The sequence below is a fragment of the Leptolyngbya sp. PL-A3 genome, from assembly GCF_039962325.1.
Classification (GTDB): Bacteria; Cyanobacteriota; Cyanobacteriia; order Elainellales; family Elainellaceae; genus Vacuolonema.
Map to the genome: position 1 here is coordinate 72,970 of NZ_JAMPLB010000035.1, position 7,249 is coordinate 80,218.

Sequence of the window (7,249 nt, forward strand, 5' to 3'; positions counted from 1 at the left end):
TCCCAAAGCGGAAGACCGGCTCCAACTCAGGTTAGAATACACACTCAAACTAAAATACAGCCTACAAACTGACAATCCCTCGTTTCACTGTAACAATCACTGCTTGTGTACGGTCGTTCACACCCAATTGACTGAAAGTGCGACTGATATGAGATTTAACGGTACTCTCACCAATACGCAAAATAGTTGCAATGTCTAGGTTATTCATCCCCTGCGCAATTAAACGGAGCAATCTCAAGCTCAAGCAATGACAGCCATGCCAGAGTCGCAGTTAATGCTGCTTGTCAATTCTTATCGAACAATGGAGTGGTCATCAACAATGAGAACACAAATTGAAGCAAATTGGCTGTTCATGATGCTGGCTCTCGCTGAATCGTGATAAAGATTTCTGTTCCCTGTCCTGGGTAGCTGCTAATTGTCAACTGTGCGCCAACCCTCTCTGCTCGTTCGCTCATTCCTAGTAGCCCAAATCCATGGCTAGGGATGCTACCTACTCCAAAGCCTTGCCCATCATCTTTCACACGCAAGATGCACCGTGTGTCCTCATACACCAACTCAACGCGAATTTCGCGCGCATGAGCGTACTTTATGGCATTGGTTAGCGCCTCCTGCCCTATCCGCAGCAAATTATTCTCCACTTCGGCAGGTAAGGAGTAGGCTGTGCCCTGAACCTCGTAAATTAAAGCAGTATCGGTAGAAGCTCGCATCTGAGTTACAAGCCGATGCAGAGCGCTCGATAAATCACCCTCCTCTAGCAACTGAGGACGCAAGGCTGTCACCGATCGACGCGCTTCAGCCAGTCCGGTACGTGCCAGTTCATCGATCATTTCTAGGTGAAACTGGGCTGCTTCCAAATCATCCGTTATCACTTGGGTCGTAGCTCCTACTTGGACAAGAATGCCAGTAAAGGTTTGTGCTAATGTGTCGTGAATTTCTCGCGCCATGCGGTTGCGTTCGTTGAGGATCGTCGTTTCCTCAGCTTGTTTGAGTTCTCGTAGTGCAGCATTTCGCTGTTGAGTAATGTCAGTAATCAGACCATAGTAGCCTCTGACTTGATGATTGGCATCAAAGTCAGGGATGAGGGAACCACTGATATAGCGTGTACCAGATGGATAGGGAAGCTCTGCCTCATAAATTGTAATTTGCCCTGCCAGCGCTCGATCGATGTACGGTTTCACCGCTTGATAAGCTGCCTCACCGATGATCTCACGAGCATACCGACCCACAATTTCGTCCCGTCTACAGCCAAACCACTCTTCATAAGTCTGGTTAACAAACTGATAGCATCGGTTTGCATCTATATAGCTGATACAAACAGGAAGAGCGTCAGTGATCAGTCGCAATTGCTGTTCTCGTAAGCGCAACTCATCGTAGACATCGCGTAGTACGGCTTCGCTTTCCTGTAAAGCTGCCGTTCGTTCTGCCACCTGTTGTTCCAGGGTATAGTTGTAATTAGCTAATAACTGCTCTGCTTGTCTCCGTTCTGTGATGTCTTGAAAGGCCACCATTGCATAAGCCACATGGCCCTGTTCATTAAATACGGGAGTTCCCCATACCTCAATGGGGACCATACTGTTAGTTTGGCAAATTTCCATATCATCGACGGTAGTGCGTTCGCCGGTCAGCGCTCGGATAACTGGCAGATCCTCAGTGGGATAGGGTTGATCCGTTCCCGCTAGATACAGTTGATAAGCCTCTGGAATCTGATCTGGAGTTACGGAAGGATCCATTCCTTGTCCTAATAGCTCAATTCCTCGTTGATTTGTGTAGTAAGGGCGGCCAGCAGTATCTACTACTACAATTGCCACTGGAATAGCTTCTAGAAATTGAGCCATCTGATTTTCACTAGCTCTAAGCTTTGAGTAGAGTTTGGCATTTTCGATCGCAATTGCTGCCTGAGTAGAGAGTAGATTCAGAACTTGCGATCGTTCTGCTGTAAATGCTCCAGTTGCCAGTTGATTTTCTAAGTACAACACACCCACGAGTCTATTCTGATTTAGCAATGGTAAACACAGCAGTGATTGGGTTTTATGGTTTTGAATATAGGGGTCATGAATAAAATTACCTTCACGAGTGGCGTCATTGGAGATTACAGATTCATGAGTTCGAATCACATACTGAATAACTGATTCCGGTAAGCGATTTGCAACTGGAATTGATTGCAGTACTTGTGTCGCACAGGCCTGCTCACCCTCATTAAGTTCACAAGCCGCTTCGATCGCCCATTCTCCAGCATTTTCCAGAAGCAAACATCCGGTTCGTGCACCAGCATTCTCAATTAAGATCTGCATCAAGGAACGAAGCAATTGATCCAGTTCAATTTCACGCGAAATCGCCTGAGATGCTTTCAGTACCGATGCCAAATCGAAAGCAGCGGTGTCTGAGGTATTCGAGGTGGTTTTAATCGTCGTACGATTAGGTGTGTTAGGCGTATCCGATGACGGAGGCAAAAGCTGGGGATAGCGAGTTTCTAAATCCTTGACCTTTGCCGTTGCTCCCCAACGTTCATAGCAGTAATGCGCTTCCTTCATATAGGTTTGAGCAAACCTCTCTCTGCCACGAGAGAGGTAAAACTTAGCGGCTAATTCATAGGCTAGTGCTTCTTCTTGAAGATACTCATTGTCTTTAGCACCTTGAACCGCCTGTTCATAAAACTCTTCTGCCTCAAGCAACTGGCTCAAAACTCGTGCTTTCTCTGCCTCAACTAAATGATATTTATGCAAACAATTCATGGGCGCATACTGTGCCCATTGCTTCATTTTCTCCTGTCTAACCGCAACTTTTTCTAGAATTTCTTTCTGAATTTGAACATTGCTTTCGGGATAAGTTGCAAGTCTTGCTAGCGAATCATAGAGAGAGTACAGCGGTATAAGAGGCTGTGCTGTGACGTAGCTCAAATAACTTTCCGCTAGGGTTGAAGTTTCAACGGCTGGAGCATACTCAGAAAACAGATAGGACAAGAACAACTTGTTGAAATAGACTTTAAAGATTGAATTCCCATCGTTTGCGGCTTGGAGCCGTGCTAGTCCACTCTCTTCATTATAGAATTTGCCAGCTAGACGAGTTGGATCGATCGAACTTCCTATCAAGTTTGAGACAGTCTGCTGAAGTATTTGAATCCAGTTGAGCGCTGTTTCATGCCTGATTTGACGGATTGCTTCACTGTATGTTCTTATCTCGTGTTCAACATACACGAGTTCCTTTCCAATCATAAAAGATTGAAAGCAGTAATTATAGGCACTGTAGGCAGCAAACTCAAAATCTCCCGTTTCCAGCCCGTCTTGATATGCCTCCAGTAATGGCTTCAGGAGCTCTCCATCATGTTCTTTCCAGTGAATAATGAAGTTATTTACGATGTTTAAAGTCCTAGCTTTCAAGGAGTGGAAGTTGGGCTGCGACAACATCTTTAGGGCAAGTTGTCCAAACTGATACCCAGATTCGATGTTCCCAACCAAACCACAAAGAACTAACCCAAAATTGGCATATGCAAAAGGAGACACCGATGAATTGCCATATTGGATTGACAAATTGACCTGTTTGGAAACCAATAAAGGCATCAAACTAGGAACAGCAAGGTAGGCAGCACCCAATATCCTTGATAAAATTTTCATCGCCGCCAGCTTATCCAGTTCCCTCATCTCCGGCAGATCGCTCAAGTCTTCAATTGATCTTTCTCGTAGGTAGAAGGAGATCGTGTCTAATTCGAGCTGAATATCCGATGAGTTAGGCATTTTTGGAAAAACAATGCCTAATTGCTGCAAAACTTGCAATCCCGTATCAATTACTTTCAATAACTGACCCTGCGCGAAATCAGTCTGAATTTTAACTTCGTACACTTTGGCGCTGTCGAGAACCGTTCTAGCTTCCTGTAGCGCGATCGCTGCCCAATGTTCCACCTGCTCAAACTCACCACATAAATACGCGGCTTCCGTAGTTTCTAGATATAACGCTAATGTCAGGTCATAGTTGGTTTGCCAGCTAGATACTTCTAGCCATACTCTCCCTGTGTCTAGATAGTTTTTTGCTACACCATATGCGATCGCAGCTTTTGCCTTCCGACCTGCCATCAAATTCAATCGGGCAATTTCATCCCGTTCTGTTTGATCCGTAACCAGTTCAAACCCATGATTGAGATGATCGACAATCTCAAACAATCGCTCTGAGCGGCGCTCTGGCAATGTCTTTTCAAGCAGATTGCGACCAATTTGGAGGTGAACCACTTGTTTCTGCGACTCATCAATCAAAGCATAAGCGGCTTGCTGGACGCGATCGTGTGAGAATTTGTAATCTTGAATCAATAGCTGTTCATCCAACTCAGATAACAGCACAATTAAACCGGACTGAGCAGCTATCACTAAATTTGAAAAGAGTTCACGGGCTTGCATCTCACAAATTATGGAGAGTGTCCTCAGGTCAAACTCATTCCCTACGCAAGCTGCTAACTGTAATATCTGCTTTACTGATTTCGGAAGCTTGTTTAACCTGCCCGCTATCAGCACAATAACATTATCGGTAATATTCTTTGCCTGAATCTGTTCAATATTCCATTCCCAGTTACGGTGATTGAGATTGAAGCTCAAACAATCTTCTGCATACAGTGTTTTCAGAAACTCATTGATAAAGAAGGGATTGCCCTCAGTTTTATGCAACACTAACTGAGCTAAAACACAAACAACATCAGTATCTTGATGCAATGTCTCGGCAACCAACTGGCATACTGGCTCCAGCGTCAGAGGCAACAAATTAATCTCCCGAAGCACTACCCCCTGTTGTCGTAGGTTCTCCAGCATCAGTGTCAATGGATGTGTTGAAGCCACTTCATTATCTCGATAGGCTCCAATCAAGAATAGAAACTGGGCTTGCTCATCCAGTAGCATCAGCTCAATTAATTTCAGCGTCGCTGAGTCGATCCACTGTAAATCATCCAAAAAGATCACCAGCGGATGTGACTCCGAGCAAAATACCCGAATGAACTGCTGAAAGACTCGATTAAAGCGATTCTGGGCTTCAGTCGCCCCAACTTCCAGTACAGGTTGTTGTTGACCAATAATCAGTTCAACTTCAGGAATGACATCAATGATAATTTGCCCGTTGCTTCCCAACGCAGTTAGTAGGTGCGATCGCCATTGTTGCATCTGTTCTTCGGGTTCACCCAGCAGTTGCTGCACCAATTTTTGCAGGGCATCAACGATCGCGCTATAAGGAATATTGCGCTGAAATTGATCAAACTTACCAGAGACAAAGTAACCGCGCCTTGCTGTAATCGGTTTGTAGAGTTCCTGTACTAACGCTGATTTGCCAACACCAGAATAGCCAGACACCAGCATCATTTCAGAAGACACAGGGATGAAGGAACCCGGGGGCGCACTATCGTCCCTCTCCGCGTCTTCCCCTCTCGTCTCCACGTCATTCCCCTCTGCTGCTCGTTTGTCCTCTGGGCACGCTACGCGAACAAACGCTGCCAACAATGCTGCAATCTCTGCTTCGCGTCCATACAGCTTTTGAGGAATGTAAAACTTGTCTGAAACGTCTTGCAGCCCAAGCTGAATCTGACCAATTCGACCCATTGTTTCTAACTGCTGAGCACAAACCTCCAAATCTGACCTGATGCCCCAAGCACTTTGATAGCGCTCCTCTGCATTCTTTGCCATCAGTTTCAGAATGATATCTGAAACAGCTTTGGGGATTGCGGTATTCAGCTCATGAGGCGGAAGGGGCTGTTTGGCAATATGGCAATGGACAAGCTCTAGGACGTCCGTTGTGGGAAAGGGCAACTGTCCGGTGAGCAATTTGTAAAACGACACACCCAATGAGTAAAAATCAGTGCGGTAATCAAGCAAACGGTTCATTCGTCCAGTTTGTTCTGGAGAGAGGTAGGCGAAGGTTCCTTCCAGAACATGTGGACTTTTGAACGTCGGATTGGTACGACTGAATTGAGTGGCAATGCCAAAATCGATAATTTTGATCACGCCGGTCTTTGGATTGAGAACGATGTTGCTGGGGTTGATATCCTTGTGAATAATGTGGGCAGCATGAATTTTGCCCAGAATGTCGGTTAGGTCAATGGCAAAAGGAAGGAACGTTGATAGGGACATGGGGCAAAAAATCTCTGGGCACTGCTGCATCCAATACTCCAGGGATTCTCCGCCAAAATCTTCTAGAAGAATGATGAGTGTGCGCTGATAGTCCTGCTGGCTGTATGCCTTGATCACCCCTTGTAGGTTGAGAGAGTGGGTAATTTCATATTCCTGCCGGTAGCGGGTCAGTTCTTGAGGAGAGGGATAATCCTGCTTGAGCAGTTTGATCACGATCGCCTGACCATCACCTTCTCTTCTCCCCCGGAACACTAGGGAACTAGAACTCTCATAGATCTGGTCTTGAATGGCAATTCCGGTTATCGCGATCATTAAACGCTCTCCCGATATAGGACACGAGCCATACCACCAATCATGTCGCTCGTCAGCTTCCCAAAAACTGCCAGACCTAATTCGCCTGGATGCCGAATCTAATAACGTTTATCTAGCCATGTAAATCAGCAATCGTAACCGTAATGGGATCATAGGTTCTCTTTATGGATCAGTCCTTCATTGTTCAATGCTTAATACTTAACGTTAATTACAAATTTCAACTAAAATACCAGGCTATAGCAATTGAGTTTTATTTATGGTTTCTATTGTTTTAAAGTCGTTTTTTATATCGCTGTGCGTTTGGTAACTTTAGAATGGCTATGCTTACGTAGAAACACAATATTTCATCTGCGTCCGAGCAAAAGCAACAGACACAATATTTAAGTAATTAAAGATATACTACTCTCAAAGCTTAGTTCTTAGGGTACGGATGCCAACAGAAATTTGGTGCATTATCTGATTTTCTAAGTTTGGCGATCGAATATTGGCGGTATGGGTTCTGTCCTACATCGGAGAGAGTTTAATGATTGCTCTAGCCGGGGTCACCATTCACAGCAAGATCTACGAAAGTTCGGCGTCTTTGGTGTATCGGGGCATCAGAGAGGAAGATGGTCGAGCGATCGTCGTCAAACTACTCAAGCAGGATTATCCTTCTCCTCAGGAGTTAACGCGCTACAGGCAAGAATATGCCATTACTCAATTCCTGGATGTAGAAGGCATCATCAAAGCCTAAGTACCGGACAAAAGCTTGCAAAGATTGAGTAGGAGAGGGTTTCATGAGAATTACCACATTCATCCACGAAACCCTCATGAACCAGATTACTCTAATCCGAAAAACATTG

3 protein-coding genes are annotated in these 7,249 nt (G+C 45.1%); 1 reads left to right on the plus strand and 2 read right to left on the minus strand.

Translation table 11 applies throughout. From position 1 onward, the window contains the following. Window positions 1–61: 61 nt before the first annotated feature. Both NDI52_RS22595 and NDI52_RS22600 read right to left on the minus strand, forming a co-directional pair. Window positions 62–208 (minus strand): LuxR C-terminal-related transcriptional regulator, encoded by a 147-nt coding sequence (locus NDI52_RS22595; RefSeq protein WP_190774150.1) that lies wholly within the window; start codon window positions 206–208, stop codon window positions 62–64. A 142-nt stretch (window positions 209–350) separates the two neighbouring features. Next, a complete protein-coding gene (locus NDI52_RS22600; protein ID WP_348256523.1) occupies window positions 351–6,407 on the minus strand; it encodes an AAA family ATPase in 6,057 nt (2,018 codons plus the stop codon). A 523-nt stretch (window positions 6,408–6,930) separates the two neighbouring features. Between NDI52_RS22600 and NDI52_RS22605 the strand changes: the two genes are divergently transcribed. Next, window positions 6,931–7,140, plus strand: a complete 210-nt coding sequence (locus NDI52_RS22605; protein WP_348256524.1) for a hypothetical protein — start codon at window positions 6,931–6,933, stop codon at window positions 7,138–7,140. Window positions 7,141–7,249: the final 109 nt, after the last annotated feature.